Source organism: Kitasatospora sp. NPDC056731, assembly GCF_040687675.1.
Classification (GTDB): Bacteria; Actinomycetota; Actinomycetes; order Streptomycetales; family Streptomycetaceae; genus Kitasatospora.
This window is the reverse complement of record NZ_JBFBNR010000040.1, coordinates 23,449-42,758: the sequence shown is the minus strand read 5'-3', so window position 1 is coordinate 42,758 and position 19,310 is coordinate 23,449. Positions and strand designations below refer to the sequence as shown.

Genomic DNA, 19,310 nt, shown 5'->3' with positions numbered 1-19,310 from the left:
CGGCCGGTCGTTCACCTGTTCGGGTCCGCTCCGGGTGCGGGGCGGGCCCGGCCGTCGGAGGGTGCAGGTGTCCTGCGGCAGCGGGCGGCCGGTGATTGGAGAGCACCCGTGGCGAGCGTGGCCGAACAGATGGTGGAGGTGCTCCGGCAGGCCGGGGTCGAGCGGGTCTACGGCGTGGTCGGAGACAGCCTCAACCCGGTCGTGGACGCGATCCGGCGGACCGACGGCATCAGCTGGGTGCACGTGCGCAACGAGGAGGCGGGCGCCTTCGCGGCGGCCGCCGAGGCCGAGCTCAGCGGCCGGCTCGCGGTCTGCGCCGGCTCCTGCGGGCCCGGCAACACCCACCTCGTCCAGGGCCTGTACGACGCCCAGCGCAGCGGCCTGCCGGTGCTGGCGCTCGCCTCGCACATCCCGTCCGGGCAGATCGGCACCGGCTTCTTCCAGGAGACCCACCCCGAGCGGGTGTTCACCGACTGCAGCTCCTGGTGCGAGATGCTCTCCACCCCTGCCCAGCTGCCCCGGCTGATGCGGATCGCCATCCAGCACGCGCTCGGCTCGCACGGCGTCTCGGTGCTGGCCTTCCCCGGGGACGTCGCCGCGCTCCCCGCCGCCGGGCCCACCGGGACCAGCCACTTCCTCACCGAGCAGGCCGTCGCCGCGCCGCCGTGGTCCCAGGTGCAGGAGCTGGCCCGGCTGCTCAACGCGGCCCGCAAGGTCGCCCTGTTCTGCGGCGCGGGGGTGCGCGGGGCGCACGGCGAGGTGATGGAGGCGGCCCGGGCCCTGAACGCGCCGGTCGGGCACTCCCTGCGCGGCAAGGAGTGGATCCAGTACGACAACCCGTACGACGTCGGCATGAGCGGCCTGCTCGGCTACGGCGCCTGCCACGAGGCGCTGCACTCCGCCGACCTGGTGCTGCTGCTCGGCACCGACTTCCCGTACGACTCCTTCCTGCCGCAGGCGCACACCGTCCAGGTCGACCACGACGCCACCCGGCTGGGCCGCCGCACCGCGCTCGAACTGGCCGTCCACGGCGATGTCGCCGCCACCCTGCGGGCCGTCCTGCCGCTGCTGGACGCCAAGCGCGACCGCGCCTTCCTCGACGGGATGCTGCGCAAGCACTGCCGCTCGCTGGAGGACGTGGTCGGCGCCTACACCCGGGACATCGAGAAGCACCTGCCGATCCACCCCGAGTACGTCGCCTCGGTGCTCGACGAGGTGGCCGCCGACGACGCGGTGTTCACCGTGGACACCGGCATGAACAACGTCTGGGCCGCCCGCTACCTCCAGCCGAACGGCCGCCGCCGGGTGATCGGCTCCTTCCTGCACGGCTCGATGGCCAACGCCCTGCCGCACGCCATCGGCGCCCAACTGGCCTGCCCCGGGCGGCAGGTGATCGCGATGGCCGGCGACGGCGGGATCGGCATGCTGCTCGGCGAACTGCTGACGGTGGCCAAGCACCGGCTGCCGGTGAAGACCGTCGTCTTCAACAACGGGGCGCTCGGCATGATCAAGCTGGAGATGCTGGTCTCGGGCTACCCGGAGTACGAGATCGACAACGGGGACGTCGACTACGCGGGGATCGCGCGGGCGATGGGCATCCCGGCCAAGCGGGTCACCGAGCCGGGGAGGGTCCGGGAGGTGCTGGCGGAGGCGCTGGAGCGGCCCGGCCCCGCCCTGGTGGACGTGGTCACCGACCCCAACGCGCTGTCCATCCCGCCGTACATCACGGCGGCCCAGCTGAAGGGCTTCGCGCTGGCGGCCGGGCGGACGGTGCTCTCCGGCGGGGTCGGGCGCATGATCGACCTGGCCCGCAGCAACCTGCGCAACATCCCGCGGCCGTAGGCCCTGTCCGGCCGAGAAGGGGGACTTCGAGCCCTCTTGCCTCTGAGGCAAAATTCTTGCCCGAGCGGCACGGCGGGTGTCCACTGGTCACATGACCACCAGCCCGACCGGGGACGCCGCCCCGGAAGACCGGCTCGACGACCAGGAAGTGGTCGGCCTCGCCGCCCGCCTCCGGGAACACCGGCTCAGCAGCCGCCTGACCCTCGAAGTGGCCTCCGCCCGGGTCGGGCTCTCCCCAGCCTATCTGTCCCGGCTGGAGACCGGCCGCCGCCAGCCCTCCCTCCCCGTCCTGCTCGGCCTCGCCCGCGCCTACGGCACCTCCGTCTCCGGCCTGCTCGGCGAGACCATGGCCGAACCCGACCCGGTCGTACGCGGCGGCGCCATCGAACCCGGCCGCGCCGGCGGCTGGGGCTACCGCCGGGCCGGCGCCCCCGGCCGGGCCATGCAGGCGCTGCGCGTCCACGTGCCCCCGGGCGTGCAGGACACGGTGGTCCGGGTCCACCCCGGCGAGGAGTGGCTGTACGTCCTGCAGGGCCGGCTCAAGCTGACCCTCGGCGACCGCGTGCACCGCCTCGACGTCGGCGACTCCGCCCACTTCGACTCGCTCACCCCGCACTGCATCGCCGCCGACGCGCCGGACGGCGTCGAACTGCTCTTCGTCCACACCCTGCTGCAGAGCCCCGGCGGCGAACTCTGCCTCGGCGGCCCCGCAGCAACCCACTGACCCGACGTCAGAACCCTTGGAGGAGATCCCTCATGGCCGATCCCACCATCCCCGACCAGGCCGCCGCGGCCACCGCCCCGGCCGCTCCGACCCCCGCCCCGGTGACCGTCGACGCCGGCATCTCGGCCAACCGCCGGGTCGGGGTCCGCCTGGTGATCTACACCGCCGGTATCCACGCCGTCGCCGGCTTCATCATGCTGCTGTTCGAACTGGGCAACCGCAACAAGTAGTCCACCGGGGCGGCCGCGGCCCTCACCGCTCGCGCAGCAGCTCGCAGAGGGCGTCCAGCGCCGCCGGGAAGGCGTGCTCGGGCGGGGACGCGTAGCCGATCACCAGAGCGGGGGCGGCGTCCGGGTCGGCGGCCGACCGGTCGGCGAGGTGCCAGGACAGCCCTTCGAGGGCCAGACCGACGGCCTCGGCCCGGGCCAGCAGCTCAGCCTCGGACGCGGAACCGGGCGGCAGTTGGAGAACGGCGTGCAGCCCGGCGGCGATCCCGGTGACCCGCACGCGCGGGGCGTGCTCGGCGAGCGCGGCGACCAACTGGTCCCGCCGACGCCGGTAGTGCAGCCGGCAGCGGCGGACGTGCCGGTCGTACGTCCCGGAGGTGATCAGCTCGGCGAGGGTCAGCTGGTCGAGCACCGGGGACATCGTGTCGGCCAGCCTCTTCAACCGGGCCACCGGCTCGACCAGCGCGTCCGGCAGGGCCAGCCAGGCCAGCCGCAGGCCCGGCGCGAGGCTCTTGGCGGCCGTCCCGGCGTACACCACCCGCTCCGGGTCGAGCGCCTGCATCGCGCCGACCGGCTGCCGGTCGTAGCGGAACTCGCCGTCGTAGTCGTCCTCGACGACGTACCCGTCCCGCTCGCGCGCCCAGCGCACGGCGGCGGCCCGCCGGTCGGCGGCCAGCGGCGCACCGGTGGGGAACTGGTGCGCGGGGGTGAGCAGGACGGCCCCGCACCGGCCGTCGAGCCGCTCGACCCGGGCGCCCGCCTCGTCCAGCGGCACCGGGACGGTGGCCAGCCCCGCCGCCCGGGCGACGGCGTGCTGCGGCGGCAGCCCGTACTCCTCGACCGCGAGGGCACGGTCCCCGCGCTCCCGCAGGGCGGCGCAGAGCAGGCCCAGGCCCTGGGAGACACCGGTGCAGATCAGCAGGTGGTCCGGGTCCGTGCGGACGCCGCGAACCCGCGCCAGGTAGTCGGTGAGCGCCCGCCGCAGCTCGATCCGGCCGAATGGGCTGCCGTAGCCGAAGGCCTCGTGCGGCGCGGTGGCGAGGGCCCGGCGGGCGGCGGCGAGCCAGGCGGTGCGGGGGAAGAGCGAGAGGTCGGGCCGCCCGGCCATCAGGTCGTGCCGGACGGTCCGCCGCCCCGCCGCGGGCCGGGCGGCCCGCCGGCTCCGGCCGGGCGCGGCCCGCCGGGCGACGGTGGTGCCGGAGCCCTGCCGGGAGGTGAGCCAGCCCTCCGCGGTGAGCTGCCCGTACGCCTCGACCACGGTGTTCCGGGCGATCCCGAGGTCCTCGCCGAGGGCCCGCGAGGACGGCAGCCGGGTGCCGGGCCCGAGCCGCCCGTCCTGGACGGCCTCGCGCAGCGCGTCCTCCAGGGCGGCCCGCAGCCCGGCCCCGGCGGCGCGCCGCTCGGTGAGGTCCAGGTGCAAGTCGCCGCCGAAGGAAGTCCAGGAGCTGCTCACGGGCCCGATTATCGCGCGGCCCGGCATCCTCGACCCCGGGGTGGGGGCGGATCAGACCGACAGGTAGACCGCGCTGCCGACGCCGGCGAGGAAGCAGTAGAGCGCGAACGGCGTCAGGCTGCGGGTCTCGAAGTACTTGGTGAGGAAGCGCACCGAGACGTAGCCGGCGACGAAGGCGGCGATGCTGCCGGCGACGACCGGGCCGAGGACGGCGGAGTTCTCCGGCTTGAACAGCTCCGGCACCTTCAGCACGGAGGCGGCCAGGATGACCGGGGTCGCGAGCAGGAAGGAGAAGCGGGCGGCGTCCTCGTGGTGCAGGCCGCGCAGGATGCCGGCGCTCATGGTGACACCGGAGCGGCTGATGCCGGGGAAGAGCGCGAGGATCTGGGCGGCGCCGATCCAGGCGCCCTGGACGAAGCTGAGCCGGGCGAGGCGGTGGTCGGAGGCGATCGCCGGGTCGAGGCCCGGCTCGTCGGCCGGCGGGGCGGTGTGCCCGGCCCGCCGGCGGCCGGTGCCGCCGCGCTTGAGCCGTTCGGCACCGAGCAGCACCAGCCCGTTGAGGGCCAGGAAGACGGCGGCCGGGACGGGCTTGCCGAGCGCGTTGCGCAGCGCCTTCTCCAGGGCGAGGCCCGCCACCCCGACCGGGATGGTGGAGATGATCAGCAGCCAGGCGAGCTTCTCGTCCCGGCTCTCGACCCGGCGGCGGCGGATCGAGCTGAAGAAGCCGCCGATCACCCGGACCCAGTCCTTGCGGAAGAACACCACCAGGGCGAACGCGGTGGCCAGGTGCAGGCCGACCAGGACGGCGAGGTAGGAGGAGCCCTCGGCGGTCATGTCGAGGTCCCGCTGGATCTTCCCGCCGATCAGGGCGGGGAGCAGGATGCTGTGGCCCAGGCTGGAGACCGGGAAGAGTTCCGTCACACCCTGCAGCAGGCCGACGCCTATCGCTTCCGGGTAGGTCAGGGTGGACATCGCGCACCTTCGCTCGGGGGTCTGGATCCGGGGGAGCCCCGCGAAGCTACTACGGGCATGTAGACGCCCGGCAGCCCCGCCGCCAGAAGTTCATCGAGCGGACGTCTGGGCGCCACCGCTGTCGGCCAGCCGCCGGTTGGCAGCCGATCAGCCGCCGGACCGCGCCGCCGGCCCGCCTCCGCCGAGCGGCACCCGCCGCCACGCCCCGCCGTCGGCGGGCACCGGCGCGGGGGCGAAGTCGTAGCGCGGCCCGTCCGGCCCGAGCGCGAGCAGCGAGATCGAGGAGGACCCCCAGATCCGCCCGTCGCCGAAGTCCCGCCGCTGGATCAGCGCCGCGTCGTCGTCCAGCGGCAGGCCGTCGCCCGCGACGATCGGCAGCCAGTCGCCCCAGGCCTGTTCGGCGGGCCCGTCGCCGGTCGGCTCCGGCCGGGGCGCGGCGGCGAGGCGGGCCCGGAAGCGGTCGGCGCGGGCGGCCATCAGCGCGCGGATCCACTCGGAGGCGGTCCGGTTGGCGGCCGTGCCCTCCAGCCCGTCGTTGAGCACCACGCTGAGGCCGACCGGCAGGTCGCGCTCCTCCAGCCGGCCGCCGCCCCAGCTGGTGACCCGGGCGCCGTCGGGCCGGACCAGGACGAGGTGGAACGGGTCGTACGGGGTGAGGTCGAGGTGGCCGATCCCGCCGTCCCGGACGGCGGTGAGCGGCAGTTCGCCACGGGACAGCCGGGTGTCGGCGGGGGCGAGCGGCCCGAAGCCGTTCAGCAGGCAGGCGGCGGTCCGCCGCCCGGGGTCGACGGCCAGCCAGGTGCCGCCGGCGGCGAGGTCGAGTCCGCCGACCAGGGCCGGCCGGTCCGGCCAGTGGTGGTCCGGCGGCAGCCAGCCGCGCCCGAGGTACTCGTCCCGGACGGAGAGGAGCAGCACCGGCACGGCCGCTCCCGGTTCGATGCTGACGAACGCCGTACACACGATCGCGGCCCCCTGACCTCGCCCGGCGGGGGCACGCGTGGTGGCGCCCCCGCGGTCGATCCTCGCACTCCCGTTCGCGCGCCGGGAGTGCGCGTCCGCGCCCGGAGGCGCCCCAGAGCCCTCCCTTTTCGGCCGCCGCCGTGGCACACTCGCCCCACGGCCGGGCTCACACGAAGTGGCCCAGGATTCTGCGGTTCAAATGCACCAGGGAACAGGTCCACCGGGTCCCTAGGCTGGTGGCCATGACGACGAACGAGCACCAGCCGACCGAGGCCCCGGTCCCGGCCCCCGCCCAGCGCCTCTCGCTGCCCAGCCTGGCCCCCGACTTCTACCAGGCCATGATCGCGGTGGACCGCGCCGCCCGGCAGGGCCTCGACCACACGCTCGCCGAGCTGGTCAAGGTGCACGCCTCGATGATCAACGGCTGCGCCTTCTGCATCGACATGCACAGCACCGACGCCCTGAAGGGCGGCGAGCAGGACCACCGGCTGCTCTCCCTCCCGGCCTGGCGCGAGACCCCCTGGTTCACCGCCCGGGAGCGGGCCGCGCTGGCCCTCACCGAGTCGGTCACCCTGCTGACCCAGGGCCACGTCCCGGACGCGGTCTACACCGAGGCCGCCGCCCAGTTCGACGAGACCGAGCTGGCCCAGCTGATCGCGCTGATCGTCGCCATCAACGCCTGGAACCGGATCGGGGTGGCCTCCCGGCTCAGCCCGGCCGCCAAGTGAGGCCCGGGGACATGACGAACACGGCGGACATGGCGGTCGTCCAGCAGGAGAAGGCCCGGCTGCTCCGGGAACTGCACCGGCCGGGCGAGCCGCTGGTGCTCGCCAACGTGTGGGACGCGGCGAGCGCCCGCCTGGTCGCCGCTGCCGGAGCACGGGCGGTGGCAACGGCCAGCGCGAGCGTCTCCTGGTCGCTCGGCAGCCGGGACGGCGGCGGCGCCGACCTCGAACAGGTCCTCGTGCGGACGGCGCAGGTGGTCCGCGCGGTGGACCTGCCGGTCACCGCCGACCTGGAGAGCGGCTTCGCGCGGACCGCCGCCGGCGTCGGCGAGTCCGTCGCCGCGCTGCTGGCCACCGGCGCGGTCGGCGTCAACCTGGAGGACGAGGGCCGGCCGGTGGCCGAGGCCGCCGAGCGGATCGCGGCGGCCCGGGCGGCGGCGGACGCGGCGGGCGTGCCCGCCTACGTCAACGCGCGCACCGACGTGTTCCTGCACGGGATCGGCGCGCCGGAGGGCCGGCTGGACGACGCGGTGCGCCGGCTGCGGGCCTACGTCGAGGCGGGTGCGGACGGCGTGTTCGTGCCCGGTGTCGCGGACCGGGAGACGATCGCCGCGCTGGCCGCGGCCGTCCCGGTGCCGCTGAACGTGCTGGCGGGGCCGGGCGCGCCGTCCGTCCCGGAGCTGGCGAAGCTGGGCGTGGCCCGGGTGAGCCTCGGCCCCGGGCTGGCCGAGGTGGCGTACGCGGCGGTGCGCCGGGCCGCCGCGGAGGTGTACGCGAGCGGCACCTACACCGCGCTGGAGGGCGGGCTGACCTACCAGGAGCTGAACGGCCTCTTCTGAGCGGGCTTCTCGCGGTCCGACCGGTGCTGAGCGGGCCCGGCGGCGCGGGCCGGGCGGTTCGGCGGCGCCGGGTGGTCCGGGCAGGCCGGGAGACGCGGGCCGGGCGGGCCCGGGAACGGCGAAGCCCCGGTTGCCGCCGACGGGGGTGGCGGCAACCGGGGCGGTGCCCGGTGGGCGTGGTCAGCCGATCCGGGTCAGCCGATCTGACCGCTGAGCCCCGGGTGGGTCATCTGGTTGGTGCCGACGGCCTCCACCTCCTGGGCGGTGTGGCCGACCACCGGCAACTTGCCGGCGGCGTGGATGGCGAGGTCGGCCGGGGAGAGGTTGAGACCGTCGGTGAGGCCCCCGGTGGCGTCCGGGGAGCTCGCGGTCTGGGTGGTGGCGGACGCCGCCGGGGCGGCGAGCGCGAGGCCCGCCATGGTGAGGGCGGCCAGGGTGGCGAGTTTCTTCATGCACTGCCGAACGACCCGGGCCGCCTTCAGGTAACCGGGCGGCTCAGACCGTCACCCGCAGGGTTCGCACGCTGTTGCTGATGAAGGAGCCGATCGGCTCCGGCGCGTCGCCCTCGGCGAGGGCCAGCCCGGGGAACCGCCCGAACAGGTGCCGCAGCGCGGTCTCGGCCTCCAGCCGGGCCAGTCCGGAGCCGAGGCAGAAGTGCGGGCCGTGACCGAGCGACAGGTGCCGGTTGGGCCGCCGGGTGACGTCGAAGCGGTCGGCGTCCGGGTGGTGCCCGGCGTCGCGGCCGGCCGCCGCGTAGGAGGCGAGCAGCGCCTCGCCGCGCCGGATCACCACGTCACCGACCTCGATGTCCTCGGTCGCGTAGCGCAGCGGGAACTGGCCGACCGGCGAGTCGTAGCGCAGCGTCTCCTCGATGACCGCCGACCACGACTGCTCGCCGGAGAGCACCAGCCGCAGCTGGTCGGGGTGGGCGAGCAGGGCCCGGACGGCGTTGGTGATCAGGTTGAGCGTGGTCTCGTGCCCGGCGACCAGCATCAGCAGCAGGGTGCCGACCAGTTCGGCCTCGCTGAGCCGGTCCCCGGCCTCGCGGGCGGCGATCAGGTCGGTGGTGAGGTCGTCGCCGGGCGCGGCCCGCTTGGCCGCCACCACGGAGCCCAGCAGCGCGTACAGGGCCTGCTGCGCGGCGGCGGCCGCCGCCGGGGTGGCCGAGCTGGAGACCAGGGTGTCGGAGAGCTCGTGCAGCCTGTCCTGCTCGTCCAGCGCCAGGCCGAGCAGCTCGCCGATCACCTGCATCGGCAGCGGGTAGGCGAAGTGCTCGCGCAGGTCGAACGCGCCGTCCAGCTCGGCGACCCGGTCGAGCAGCGAGACGGTGCGGGCCTCGATCGCGGGCGCCAGGTCGGCTATTCGGCGCGGGGTGAAGGCCTGGCTGACCAGGCCGCGCAGCCGCCGGTGGTCGTCGCCGTCGGCGGTGACCATGCCGGGCACGGTGACGAAGTTGAGCAGCGGCCAGCCCTGGGGCAGCCGGCCCTCCCGGAAGGTCGTCCACAGCTGGGCGTTCTTGCCCACCCGGTGGTCGGCGAGCAGCGCCTGGAGGGTGTCGTGGTGGGTTATCGCCCAGACCACCACCCCGCCAGGGAGCTCCACCAGGACCGCGGGGCCGGCCGCCCGGAGGCGGGCGTTCTCCTGGTGCTGGTCGCGTCCGAAGGGGTCGAGTCTGACGGGCTCGGGTCGGGGGTCGACGGCGGTGTCCATGCGGGCCTTTCGGGGGCTGGCGGGCGGGGCGGGGTGAAGGCGCTGTACAGCACCGGCAGGCCGAGCAGGGCCCGTGACCACGGGGACGGGCGCCATCCCAGGTCGCCGGCGGGGACGGCGAGTTGGAGATCGGGCAGGCGGTGCAGCAGGGTCTCGACGGCGGTCTCGACGATGATCCGGGCCGGGTGCTGGGCCGGGCAGACGTGCCGTCCGGCGCCCCAGGCGAGGTGGGCCCGGTTGCCGCCGAGCGAGCCCTGGGCGGCGGAGGCGACGCCCTGGGCGGCCGGGTCGGCGTTGGCCGCGGCCAGGCCGAGGACGAGCATGTCGCCGGCGCTGATGTACTGGCCGCCGAGGACGGTGTCGCCGGTGGCCCAGCGGCCGGGGAAGTTCTGCGTCGGCGGGTCGCGCCAGAGCACCTCCTCCAGCGCGTCGGAGACGGTGAGTCGCCCGCCGGTGAGGGTGGCCCGGAACCGGCGGTCGGTGAGCAGCAGCCGCAGCGTGTTGCCGGTCCAGTTGATGCTGGTCTCGTTGCCCGCGACCAGCATCACCACCAGGTGGTGCACGGCCTCCTCGTCGGTGAGCCCGGCCGGGTGGGCGAGCAGCCAGGAGGTGAGGTCGGCGCTGGGGGCGGTCCGGCGGCGCCGGACCAGGTCGACCAGGATCGCCTGGAACTCGGCGTTGGCGCGCACCGACTTGGGGCCGCTGTCCACGAAGTGGCTGATCAGCTCGACCAGGTGGGGCCCGGCCTCGCGGGGCAGGCCGACCAGCTGGGTGAAGACCAGCAGCGGCAGCGGGCGGGCGTACTGGGAGATCAGGTCGGCGGTGCCGTCCGGGCCCCAGCTGTCGATGAGGTCGTTGGCGCAGGCCTCGGTGGTCTCGCGCAGCTGGCGGTGGTCGATCTGGGCGAGGGTGTCCGAGACGGCGGAGCGCAGCCGCTGGTGCTCGGCGCCGTCCAGGTTGAGCAGGGTGGGCCGCCAGGAGGTCATCGGCAGCAGCCGGGAGTCGGGGGCCAGCCGGCCCTCGGCGGGCACCCGCCAGCGGCGCGAGTCCTTGGAGAACAGCGCCTCGTTGCGGGTGAGTTCGAGCAGTTCGGCGTAGCCGAGGACGAGCCAGGCCTCGACCCCGGGCTCCAGCTCGATCGGCGCGACCGGGCCGTAGCGCCGGCGCAGCCGGGCGTACAGGCCGTGCGGGTCCTCGGCGACGGCGTGGCCGTACAGCGGGGTCAGCGGGAGGCTGGCGGGCAGGCCGCCGCCGTGCGGGACCGGGCAGCCGGGGGAGGCGGTGCCGGGTTCGGGCGCGGTCATCCCTGGAGCTCCAGGATCGAGCTGCGGTGCAGGTGGTCGACGAAGTCGATCAGCAGGTCGTAGGACTGCCGCCGGTCGCGGGCGTCGCAGTGCAGGATCGGTACCTCCGGCAGCAGGTCGAGGGCGGAGCGCAGCTCCTCCTCGGGGTAACTCGGCGTGTCCGAGAAGGTGTTGACCGCCACGGCGAACGGGATGCGCTGCTCCTCCAGGCGGCCGAGCACGTCGAAGCTCTCGTCCGGGCGGCGCAGGTCGACCATGGCGATGGCGCCGAGCGCGCCGCGCGACAGGTCGTCCCAGAGCGGCCAGAACCGCCGCTGGCCGGGCGTGCCGAACAGGTACAGCGCGAGCCGCGGGTTGAGCGTGATCCGGCCGAAGTCGAGCGCGACCGTGGTGGTGGTCTTGCCGGCGCGCCCGGTGAGGTCGTCGATGCCGCTGCTGGCGGCGGTCATCGTCTCCTCGGTGCGCAGCGGAGTGATCTCGCTGAGCGAGCCGACCAGCGTGGTCTTGCCGACCCCGAACGGGCCGGTGACCAGGATCTTCACCGCGCCCTGGACCGAGGACGGCAGGTACCGCGGCTCGGCGGGCAGGTCGGCGGTGGCCCCGGGGGCTTCAGCGGAGTTGGCGGAGGCCAACGAGCACCTCTTCCAGAAGGGTTGCGGGCAGGCGTTCGGCCTGCGGGACGGGCGGGAGGACCTGGACGGCGCCGAGGTCCCAGAGGTCGCCGACCAGCACCTTGACGACGCCGAGCGGCAGCCCCAGGTGGGCCGCCACCTCGGCGATCGACAGCAGGCTGTGGCAGAGCGCGAGGATGCGCCGGTGCTCGCGGTTGAGCAGGGCGTGGTCGGGGAGCTCCGGCGGCTCGGGTAACGCGCTGACCAGGCTCTCGACGGCCAGCTCGGCCCGGGTGGACCGGCTGCGGCCACCGGTGATGACGTAGGGCCGGACCGGCCCGCTCACCGGTGCCCCCCCGCCGCGTGGTCGACCCGCGGCGGGCTGGTGAGGTGGCTGCCGATCCGTTCGACCAGGACCTGCATCTGGTAGGCGACCAGGCCGGCGTCCACGGCGTCGCTGGTCACCACGGCCAGGTGCGCGCCGGCCCCGGCGGCGACGATGAACAGGTAGCCGCCGCCGTACTCGATGATGATCTGGCGGGTGGCGCTGCCCGGTCCGCCGAACCCGGTCGCGACGCCGCGGGCCAGCGACTGGAGTCCGGAGCAGGCGGCGGCGAGCCGTTCGGCGTCCTCGCGCGCGATGTTCGCGCTGCGGCCGATCTCCAGGCCGTCGTTGGAGACGACGACGGCGTGCTGGACCTGCGGGACGTTGACGATGTCGGCGAGCATCCAGCCGAGATCAGGGGTGGTGGTCATGGAACTCTCCGGAGCGCTGGGGAAGTCGGGGGGAAGCGGGCAGGGAAGGGTCGTGCTGGGCCTGGACCCGGGCGGCCGATCGGCCGCTGGCGGTGCCGGCCTGGAACATCGCCATGAACGCCTGCGCGTCCCGGGCCGAGCGGTACGGCGGGGCGGGCGGCGGCGCGGGAGAGGCGTGTTGGGCGGGGCGGGCGGCGCGGTCGCGTCGGTGGCTCCGGCGGGGCAGCGGCGGCGGGGTGTCGGCGGCCGCGGGGGGTCGGCCGGCCGGCGGGGTCTCCACCAGGGGGTGTCCGGCGGGGTGTCCGGTCGGCCGGAGGTCGGTGCTGAACGCCCGGTCGTCCGGTCCGAGGCCGGGGACGGTGGGCGGCAGCGGTTCGGTGAGCAGGGCGTTCGGCAGCATCACGACGACGCGGACGCCGCCGTACGGCGAGGGCGCCGAGCTGAGGGTGACCCGGAAGCCGTACTGCTCGGCCAGTCGGCCGACCGCGGCGAGGCCCAGCTGCGGCACCTCGCCGAGCCGGGAGACCTCCAGGCTGGTGCCGCCGGCGAGGGCGGCGGCGGCCTTGGCGACGGCCTGTTCCGGCATGCCGACGCCACCGTCGTCGATCTCGATGACGGCTCCGTTGTGCACCGGCATCAGGGTGACGAACACCTGGGTGCTGGGCGGGGAGTAGCGGGTGGCGTTGTCCAGCAGCTCGGCGACGGCGTGGATCAGGGCCTCGGCGGCGGCGCCGACCACCGCGGTCTCGATCCGGCTGCGGACCACCACCCGCTGGAACGGCAGGATGCGGGACTGGGCGCCGCGCACGACGTCCTCCAGCGAGACCGGCTCGGGCCAGTGCCGGCCGGCCCGCGCGCCGCACAGCACGGCCAGGGTCTGGGCCAGCCTGGCCTGTTGGGCGGCGGCGTGGTCGGCCTTGAGCAGGCCCTCCAGCAGCGCCGGGTCGTCGTGGGTGCGTTCCATCTCGTCGAGCAGGGCCTGCTGGTCGTGGGCCATGACGAGGATGCGGCGGGCGACGCTGAGGAAGGCCCGCTGGGTGGAGGCGGTGAGTTCCTGCTCCTGCTGGACGGCGGCCAGGTCGGCGCCGCGGCGGGAGAGTTCGGCGCCCAGCTGTTCCTGGAGCCGGGCGAGGTCGCGTCGCAGCCGGTCGGCGCGGCGGCGCTGGGTGACGGACACGGCGCGGTACCGGGCGGTGGCCACGAGGGCGAGGGCGGCGAGTACGCCGGTTGCCGTTGTGCACCACTGAGTCATCGTCACGCCGCGAATTCTAGGGTGATGATCCTACGAAGGTGTGAACGGATCTCGCCAAGTGACCGGATCTCGTCAATATCCAGTCAATACGGCGTCAAACCGGCGCCGTTCGACCGCGATCCGGACGGCCCGAGGACGTTCGTCCCCGGTGGGGCGCCTGCGGCGCGTCGGCCGGGCCGGGCGGGAGATGGCCGAGTCACGTCCCGGGATGTGTGGGGAACGTGTGCACGGTGTTACGGAAGGGGCGACGTCCGGTGCAGGAGCAACAGCGCCACGTCGTCCGGCCGGGACCGCCGCTCGGTCACGTTCAGCGTGAGCAGGTCGGCCAGCCGCTCCAGCGCGGGCGCCGCGCCGACCCGGGTCGGGCCGGTCTGCCGGGCCCACAGCTCCAGCCCGCCGAGCATCCGCTGCACCGACTCGTCGTAGTCCTCCTCGCGGTCCTCGACCAGCCCGTCGGTGTACACCAGCAGCGTCTCGCCGACCGCCAGCCGGCCGACCGTCAGCGGGTACGGCTGCCCCGGGTCCACGCCCAGCGGCGGCCCGCCCGGCAGGTCGAGCTCGACGGCCCTGCCGTCCGCGATCCGCACCGGCGCGGGATGCCCGGCCCGGGCCGCGGTCAGCGCGCCGTCGGCCGGGTCCAGGGCCAGGAAGAGGCAGGTCGCGAACAGGTCGGTGTCCAGCTCGGTCAGCAGCCGGCTGGTCCGGGCCAGCGTGGCGGCCGGATCGTGCCCGTCCGTCGCGTACGCCCGCAGGCCGCTGCGCAGCTGGCCCATCACCGCCGTCGCCTCCGCGTTGTGGCCCTGGACGTCGCCGATCACCAGCCCGATCCGGCCGTCCGGCAGCCTCAGCAGGTCGTACCAGTCGCCGCCGATCTGCATGCCCTCGGTGCTCGGCAGGTAGCGGGCGGCACTGGCGATCCCGGGCAGCCGGGGCAGGGTGCGCGGCAGCATCGCGCGCTGCAGCTCGGTGGCGCGGTGGTGGTGGGTGTCGTACAGCCGGGCCCGCTCCAGGGACTGCGCCAGGATCCCGGCGAACGCCGAGTACAGGGTGCGGTCCTCCCGGCCGAACGCCCGCTCGGCGGAGAAGGTGATCAGGCAGGAGCCCACCTGCCGCCCGGAGGCGACCAGCGGCAGCACCGCCCAGGAGGCCGGGGTGAGCGGGCCGTGCCGGCCCCGGTCCGGGCCGGGCTCGCTGAACAGCGGGGCCGAGCGGGTCAGCGCGTGCTGCATCACGTTCTCGGAGAGGTCCGCCAGCCGGGTCAGCTCGGTGCGTCTGGGCCCGCCGTACACGGTGTGCGAGACGGGCAGCAGCCGGCCCTCGTCCACCAGGTCCAGGACGATGCTGGCGGCGCCGAACGCCGGGCGGGCGACGTCCGTGACGGCGGTGGTGACGTCCCGGACGGTCACCGCCCGCGACAGCGACCGGGTGAGCGCGAGCAGCAGCGCCGTCCGGGCCCCGGCCGGGGTGGCCTGCTCCTCGGGCTGCTGCCCGGCCTGCTGCCCGGGGTGCTCCCGGCCCCGGCCCTGGCCCCGGTCGGAGAGCAGCCCGGCGACCCGGACCGGCCGGCCGTGGACGTCCAGCATCACCTCGCCGGTCTCCTCGATCCGTGCCACCCTGCCGCCCCCGCGCAGCACCCGGTACCCGATCCGGTACCACCCGCCGGTGGTGAGCGACTCGGCGAGCGCCGCCTGCACGTCCGGCAGGTCCTCCGGGTGGACGATCCGGTCCAGCTCCGGGGCGGAGCCGTCGGCGGTGGCGGGCTGGCCGGTGACCCGGAACGCCGCGGCGTCCCAGTAGCTCTCGCCGGTGACCAGATCGCGTTCGAAGGCGCCGTGCCCGGCCGCCCGGACGGCGAGCGACAGCATCGGGTGGGCCAGCCCGGCGGGGAGGCTCCCGGCCCCGTCCGGCGGCGCCCCGGCCGGATCCTGGGGTATCCGGGCGTCCGCGTGGTCGAGCAGGTGGGACAGCCGGTGGGCGCAGGCCTCGCCGATGGTCTCCAGGACGTCCAGGTCGCGGCGGGGGACGGTGCCCCGGTGGGCCAGCGCGAGGGCGAGGACGCCGACCGGCCGCTCGTCGACGACCATCGGCAGGGTGATCACGGCGACCATGCCGGTGCCCATGCCGGCGTTCTTGTTCGGGTAGTCGACGCTGGTGTGCTCGGGACTGAGCAGGTAGGGGCGGCGTAACCGCAGGGCCATCGCGGCGGGGAGGTCACCGGCCGGATCGACGATGCTGTAGCGCTCGTGGGTCCAGTCCGGCAGCCCGTGCGAGGCGGTCAGCCGGAGCATTCCGGCGGAATCCAGCAGGTAGAGCGCGGAACCCTCGCCGGTGATCCAGCCCGGCCCTTCGGCGAGGACGGTGCCGAGCAGTTCGGCGGCGCTGGTGCAGCCGAGCAGTAAGCGCACGCAGCGCATGGGGCTGCGGGCGGTGGGACTGCTGCGCGGCGTCCGGCTCTCGTCCTCGGAGGGGGGAACCCACGGAGAGGTCAGGTCCATCGGATACCCGGCCTTTCCGTTCTCGGGGGGTGGGTGCCCTCTGGGTGCCCGAACGGGCACTTAATTCTTAATACCTTATTTCTCAAGCAGGTGCTGAAGCGGGTGAATGGTGGCCCAGACGGCGCACCAGCACCAGCGTCCGGTCGTCCGCCGCGTCCCGCGCCACCGTCCGGACCAGCCGCTCCGCCGCACCCCGGGTGAGCTGCTGCTGCGTCCGCCACGGCCGCACCACCGGCTCGGCCGCCGCCAGCAGCCGACCCACCCCCTCGTCCAGATCCCGACCAGGCACCTCCACCAGGCCGTCACTGAACAGCAGCAGCGAATCGCCCCGCCGCAGCCGCCCCGACACCGCCGGGTACAGCGCGCCCGACACCAGCCCCAGCGCCGGACCGCCGTGCCCCGACCGCGCCCAGCCGCCGCCGTCCGCCCGGCGGAACTGCGCGGGCGCCGGATGGCCGGCGTTGAACAGCAGGTAGTCGCCCGTCGCCGGGCGCAGCGCGAGGTGCACCGCCGTCGCGAAGTCGTCCTCCCAGCCCATCCGCACCAGATGGTCGTTGGCCGCCGGCAGGAACGCCTCCGGCGGCACCCGCCCCAGCAGCATCGCGAACGCGCCCGACAGGTGCGTCGAGCGGGCCGCCGCCCGGCTGCCCTTGCCCGACACGTCCACCAGCAGCAGCTCCAGCAGATCCTCCTCGGGGCGGTGCGCGCACAGCAGGAAGTCACCCGAGAACGAGGTGTCGCCGGCCGGCGCCAGCGCACTGTCGAAGTGCCAGTCGAGCAGCCGCTCCGGAAGCCGGGCCAGCGTCCGGGTGTGCTCGGCCAGCTCCAGCAGCATCGAATCGCCCTGCGTCCCGCGCAGACCCAGCCGGTGCCGGAACCGGTTCGCGGCCAGCACCGTCACCGCGGTCGCGGCCAGTACCAGCGTCACCCCGATCCGCACCCCGAGCGGATCCCGCACCACAGCCCCCAGCACCCCGCCGGCCAGCGCCGCGCACACCAGCACCAGCAGCTGCCCGCGCCGCAACAGCAGCCCGCCGACCACCAGCGGCAGCACCAGCGCCGACGGCGGCCAGCTGTACGGCAGCACGATCGGCAGGACGCTCAGCACCGCCGTCACCCCGAGCAGCACCCCCAGCGCGTACCGCGCGGCCCGGGCGTTCCCGTCCAGCAGCCGCAGGTACCACCGCCGCGCCCTCGCTATCGGTGCGGGCACGTGGACCTCCGCCAAGGGGTCGGCGGTCCCCTGTCATGACCACCAGTCAGCCCGGCCACACTAACCCGTCCACCCCCACCACCCCCAGGCCCGCTGCCTGCCCGCCGCACCGGAAGTCGGCGGGCCCGACTTCTCGTGCATGCCTCACCCGGTGTGGTGGTGGTTCCGCCGTTGCGGGAGGCCGGGCGGGTCGTGCCGCGGTCGGTGCGGTAGCCGGCGTCTCAGGGGGTGGGCCAGCTGCGGAGGCCGGTGGTGAGGAGGGTGATGAGGCGGCTCTGGGTGGTGGCCAGGTCTTCGGCGAGCTGGAAGCCGCCGCCGATGGAGAGGGAGGCGAAGCCGTGGGCGACGGAGCGGACGGTGCGGGCGGCGTGGATCGCCTCCGCGCCGTCGAGGCCGTACTCCCGCAGGACGGCGATGATCACCCCGACGAGCCGGCCGGCCGCGCGGGTGAGGTCGTCGTCCGGCTGCGGGGCCTGGGGGAGGGCGTTGTAGCGGTGCGGGTGCTCGGTGGCGTACGCGTGGTAGGCGCGCAGGACGGTGGCGACGGCGTCGTCCCCGCTGCGGCCGACGGCGGCCTCGGCGAGCCGGTCGGCGAGTTCCTCGGTGACCCGGACGGCGATGAGCCGCCGCAGTTCGGCGAGGCCGCCGCTGACGTGCTTGTACAGCGACGGGGTGGCGACCCCGGCCCGGGCGGCGACGGCGGCCAGGGTGAGGGCGTCGGCGCCCTGCTCGTCGATGAGGGCGAGGGCGTGGTCGACGACCTGCTCGGGGGTGAGTCCTACTCGGGGCATGGTGTGGGCTCTCCGTCGGTGGAAGGCGTACGTGGCGGGGCGGGGCGGGGCGGCGCGTGGGGGCGGGGCTGACGTGGGCGGACGGGGTGGGCGGGGCTCAGGCGAGTTCGGCGAGGAAGGGCAGCAGGGCGCCGGCGGTGGCCTGCGGGTTGTCGGCCATCGGGTAGTGCCCGGATCCGTCGATCATGACCTTCCGCGCGTCGAGCGCGGCGGCCTGCCGGTCGGCGACGGCCTCCGGCTTGGGGAAGTCGGGGTCCTTGCTGCCCATGATGACGAGCGAGGGGCAGCGGACGGCCGCGGTCCAGCCGACGGGCGCGGAGTCCCCGCCGACGTGTCCGCGGGTGGCGGTCTTGCGGCCGGGGGTGCGCATGGCGGCGACGAGTCCGGCCACGTACGTGTCGAAGTCGGCGGGCTTGGCGCCCGGGTAGGCCAGCTTGCGGTGGTAGAGGCCCCAGAAGGCGGGCGAGTGGACGGTCAGGGCGCCCATGACGCGGAGGGCGCCGCGCATGAGGGCGCCGGGCGGGGTGTTCTCGACGAAGGCGTCGATCAGGGCGATGCCGGCGACCCGCTCCGGGGCGTCGCCGGCGGCCTTGACGACCGTCGCGCCGGTGTAGGAGTTGCCGACCAGGACGGCGCGCTCGATGTCGAGGTGGTCGAGCAGGGCGAGGACGTCGGTGGCGATGGCGGCGGGGGAGTAGTCGTCCCAGATGATCGAGGATTCGCCGAAGCCGCGCAGGTCCATGGTGATGACCCGGCGGCCGGCGGCGGCCAGCAGCGGGTGGAGGTGCCGGTAGGCGGCGCGGGTGTCGAGCATTCCGGGGAGCAGCACGACGGGGGTGCCGTCGCCCTGCCGGGTGTCGTCGTAGGCGAGGCGGCCGCCGGTGACGTCGAGGTACTGGGTGGTGGGGGCGCTGGTGGCGTTCATGGTGGGCCTCCGGGGGCTGCCGGTGCGGGGCTTCGACGGTGCTGCCGATAGCCATAAAGCTAAGGCTAATAGCCTTAGCCGTCAAGCCTTCGCGCCCTGTGGGGCGGGGGAGGTCGGCGGGGAGCGCCTGAATGAAGGGCCGTCCGTTGACGTCCGATCACGTGAGGTGGCGTCAATGGTGCTCAAGCGTGCCCAAGGGGCTCAAGGGGGACAAAACGCCCTTCGCATCCCAGAGTGCCCCGTCCGTCTCCGGTCGTCCCGGGCGAACGGCTTGGAATCAGGGCCTCCTAGGATTAACGTTTGATAACGCAGCGCGGTCCTCAACGCCGTACCCAGACGGCACCGTGCGCCGTCGCCTAATCCCGCCGACCGGCCTCCGGGCAGGTCAGGGAGCCGGGGAACCACGTTCCTTGGGGTGAATCGGCAGGGCTCCGGCCCAGCCGTAGGAGACCTTCCTGCTCCGAACCCGTCAGCTAACCCGGTAGGCGCGAAGGAAGGAAAGGAGCGCGCC

General features: G+C 74.8%; 19 protein-coding genes and 1 riboswitch. Of the genes, 5 read left to right on the top strand and 14 right to left on the bottom strand.

What is annotated here, in order from left to right:
- Window positions 1-108 precede the first annotated feature (108 nt).
- The 3 genes from AB0R04_RS30585 (at window position 109) to AB0R04_RS30575 (ending at window position 2,796) form a co-directional block, all read left to right on the top strand.
- Window positions 109-1,842 (top strand): pyruvate dehydrogenase, encoded by a 1,734-nt coding sequence (locus tag AB0R04_RS30585; RefSeq protein WP_363376835.1) that lies wholly within the window; start codon window positions 109-111, stop codon window positions 1,840-1,842.
- Window positions 1,843-1,933: 91 nt separating this feature from the next.
- The gene (locus AB0R04_RS30580) at window positions 1,934-2,566 is read left to right on the top strand and encodes an XRE family transcriptional regulator (protein ID WP_063348316.1); all 633 of its coding nucleotides are present in this window, start codon (window positions 1,934-1,936) and stop codon (window positions 2,564-2,566) included.
- Window positions 2,567-2,598: 32 nt separating this feature from the next.
- Window positions 2,599-2,796 carry a DUF6126 family protein gene (locus tag AB0R04_RS30575; protein ID WP_363376833.1) on the top strand — a complete coding sequence of 66 codons (198 nt, stop codon included), beginning with the start codon at window positions 2,599-2,601 and terminating at the stop codon, window positions 2,794-2,796.
- Window positions 2,797-2,818: 22 nt separating this feature from the next.
- On the opposite strand, the gene AB0R04_RS30570 is transcribed toward AB0R04_RS30575, so the two are convergent.
- From AB0R04_RS30570 to AB0R04_RS30560, 3 genes are all read right to left on the bottom strand, one after another.
- Entirely contained in the window at window positions 2,819-4,246 is a 1,428-nt protein-coding gene (locus AB0R04_RS30570) for a PLP-dependent aminotransferase family protein (RefSeq protein ID WP_363376831.1), read from the bottom strand.
- A gap of 51 nt (window positions 4,247-4,297) precedes the next feature.
- Window positions 4,298-5,218, bottom strand: coding sequence for an undecaprenyl-diphosphate phosphatase (locus AB0R04_RS30565; RefSeq protein WP_363376830.1), 921 nt, complete (start codon window positions 5,216-5,218; stop codon window positions 4,298-4,300).
- 147 nt (window positions 5,219-5,365) lie between these two features.
- Window positions 5,366-6,178 (bottom strand): NRDE family protein, encoded by an 813-nt coding sequence (locus tag AB0R04_RS30560; RefSeq protein ID WP_363376829.1) that lies wholly within the window; start codon window positions 6,176-6,178, stop codon window positions 5,366-5,368.
- 242 nt (window positions 6,179-6,420) lie between these two features.
- On the opposite strand from AB0R04_RS30560, the gene AB0R04_RS30555 reads away from it, so the two are divergent.
- Window positions 6,421-6,906: a carboxymuconolactone decarboxylase family protein gene (locus AB0R04_RS30555; protein ID WP_363376827.1), complete on the top strand. Its 486-nt coding sequence runs from the start codon at window positions 6,421-6,423 to the stop codon at window positions 6,904-6,906.
- 11 nt (window positions 6,907-6,917) lie between these two features.
- Window positions 6,918-7,742 (top strand): isocitrate lyase/phosphoenolpyruvate mutase family protein, encoded by an 825-nt coding sequence (locus tag AB0R04_RS30550; protein WP_363376826.1) that lies wholly within the window; start codon window positions 6,918-6,920, stop codon window positions 7,740-7,742.
- 194 nt (window positions 7,743-7,936) lie between these two features.
- On the opposite strand, the gene AB0R04_RS30545 is transcribed toward AB0R04_RS30550, so the two are convergent.
- The 11 genes from AB0R04_RS30545 to AB0R04_RS30495 all read right to left on the bottom strand — a co-directional run bounded on the left by AB0R04_RS30545 (window position 7,937) and on the right by AB0R04_RS30495 (window position 18,799).
- A complete protein-coding gene (locus AB0R04_RS30545) occupies window positions 7,937-8,194 on the bottom strand; it encodes a hypothetical protein (RefSeq protein ID WP_063348310.1) in 258 nt (85 codons plus the stop codon).
- Between the two features lie 43 nt (window positions 8,195-8,237).
- Window positions 8,238-9,344, bottom strand: coding sequence for a cytochrome P450 (locus tag AB0R04_RS30540; RefSeq protein WP_363376824.1), 1,107 nt, complete (start codon window positions 9,342-9,344; stop codon window positions 8,238-8,240).
- On the bottom strand, window positions 9,308-10,756 hold the full coding sequence (locus AB0R04_RS30535) for a cytochrome P450 (protein ID WP_363376822.1): 1,449 nt from the start codon (window positions 10,754-10,756) through the stop codon (window positions 9,308-9,310). Before AB0R04_RS30535 ends, AB0R04_RS30540 begins: the two co-directional genes overlap by 37 nt.
- Complete coding sequence (locus AB0R04_RS30530) at window positions 10,753-11,343, bottom strand: ATP/GTP-binding protein (protein ID WP_063351226.1); 591 nt, start codon at window positions 11,341-11,343, stop codon at window positions 10,753-10,755. The genes AB0R04_RS30535 and AB0R04_RS30530 overlap by 4 nt, the downstream gene beginning before the upstream one ends.
- Before the next feature lie 22 nt (window positions 11,344-11,365).
- Entirely contained in the window at window positions 11,366-11,713 is a 348-nt protein-coding gene (locus AB0R04_RS30525) for a DUF742 domain-containing protein (RefSeq protein WP_063348308.1), read from the bottom strand.
- Complete coding sequence (locus tag AB0R04_RS30520) at window positions 11,710-12,123, bottom strand: roadblock/LC7 domain-containing protein (RefSeq protein ID WP_063348307.1); 414 nt, start codon at window positions 12,121-12,123, stop codon at window positions 11,710-11,712. The genes AB0R04_RS30525 and AB0R04_RS30520 overlap by 4 nt, the downstream gene beginning before the upstream one ends.
- The gene (locus AB0R04_RS30515; RefSeq protein WP_063348306.1) at window positions 12,107-13,375 is read right to left on the bottom strand and encodes a sensor histidine kinase; all 1,269 of its coding nucleotides are present in this window, start codon (window positions 13,373-13,375) and stop codon (window positions 12,107-12,109) included. Before AB0R04_RS30515 ends, AB0R04_RS30520 begins: the two co-directional genes overlap by 17 nt.
- A gap of 233 nt (window positions 13,376-13,608) precedes the next feature.
- Window positions 13,609-15,870, bottom strand: a complete 2,262-nt coding sequence (locus tag AB0R04_RS30510; RefSeq protein ID WP_363376819.1) for a SpoIIE family protein phosphatase — start codon at window positions 15,868-15,870, stop codon at window positions 13,609-13,611.
- Between the two features lie 82 nt (window positions 15,871-15,952).
- The gene (locus AB0R04_RS30505) at window positions 15,953-17,083 is read right to left on the bottom strand and encodes a PP2C family protein-serine/threonine phosphatase (protein ID WP_079135705.1); all 1,131 of its coding nucleotides are present in this window, start codon (window positions 17,081-17,083) and stop codon (window positions 15,953-15,955) included.
- 221 nt (window positions 17,084-17,304) lie between these two features.
- The gene (locus tag AB0R04_RS30500) at window positions 17,305-17,874 is read right to left on the bottom strand and encodes a TetR-like C-terminal domain-containing protein (protein WP_363376817.1); all 570 of its coding nucleotides are present in this window, start codon (window positions 17,872-17,874) and stop codon (window positions 17,305-17,307) included.
- A 97-nt stretch (window positions 17,875-17,971) separates the two neighbouring features.
- The gene (locus AB0R04_RS30495) at window positions 17,972-18,799 is read right to left on the bottom strand and encodes an alpha/beta hydrolase (protein WP_363376815.1); all 828 of its coding nucleotides are present in this window, start codon (window positions 18,797-18,799) and stop codon (window positions 17,972-17,974) included.
- A gap of 343 nt (window positions 18,800-19,142) precedes the next feature.
- Window positions 19,143-19,301: riboswitch (cyclic di-AMP (ydaO/yuaA leader) on the top strand.
- Window positions 19,302-19,310 lie beyond the last annotated feature (9 nt).